This window comes from Clostridium aquiflavi (assembly GCF_031344075.1).
GTDB classification, from domain to species: Bacteria; Bacillota; Clostridia; order Clostridiales; family Clostridiaceae; genus Clostridium; species Clostridium aquiflavi.
The window spans coordinates 1-945 of sequence record NZ_JAVJAN010000104.1 but is presented as its reverse complement, the minus strand read 5'-3'; the positions used below and the strand labels follow the sequence as shown (position 1 = coordinate 945).

The following is a 945-nucleotide window of genomic DNA, read 5'->3' as shown; positions in this document are numbered from 1 at the left end:
CACATATAATGATGAAAAATTACTTGAAAGTAAGAGTGCATCAGGAAGAACCTTAATAAGTTATACTTATGATAAGAATAATAATATCAAGAGTATAAAAGACATCACAGGAAAGAGCAGTATTTATAGTTATGATGATGCTGATAGAGTAAAGACAATTTTAGATGACAATAAAAATACTTTAGCATCTTATGATTATTACAAAAATGATAATATAAAATCTGTAACTTTAGGAAATGGAATAAAATCAGATTATACCTATGATGGTGATGGAAATGTAGAAAGTCTAGTTACAATAACATCAACAGGAGAAGTACTAGTAGATTATAAATATGCTTATGATTTAAATGGAAATAGACTACAAAAAGTAAGCAGTCAGCATAAAAATTTCTATTCTTATGACAGCATGAATAGATTAGTTGATAGTAGCTATGATGAACGATGCGAAAGCTTTACTTACGATAAAGTAGGAAACAGATTAAGTAAGACAACTAATGATATAACAGAAAAGTATGTTTATAATGTAAAGAATCAATTAAAAGAACTTCATAACAAAAATGGAGTAAACTACTTTACTTACGACAATCAAGGAAATACAATAAAAGAAGAAACAAAAGATGGAAATAATCTATTTGAATATAATACATTAAATCAAGCAGTAAAAGCTATAACAAAAGAAGGAAACACTTTAGTAAGTAGGTATGATACAGAAGGTTTAAGGTATGAAATAGAAGAAAATGAAAAGTTAAGCAGATTTATTTTCAATAAAAATGGAGATATATTAGTTGAAACAGATTCTGATGATAATGTAATTTCTAGATTTACTAGAGGATATGAAGTTGTTGCAGCAGATATTGGAGAGTATTCTAATGAAACTCACTGCTCACATACGTTTGCAGGAGTAAGTTCGAGTAACCAAATTATAAATTTGGACTCTCACTTAAA

The 945-nt window shown here is 27.4% G+C and carries 1 protein-coding gene; it reads left to right on the top strand.

Annotated features, from left to right (window positions below; all coding sequences use genetic code 11):
- Positions 1-945, top strand: a 945-nt coding sequence (locus RGC78_RS16120; protein WP_434062241.1) for an RHS repeat domain-containing protein, incomplete at both ends; no start/stop codon positions are given.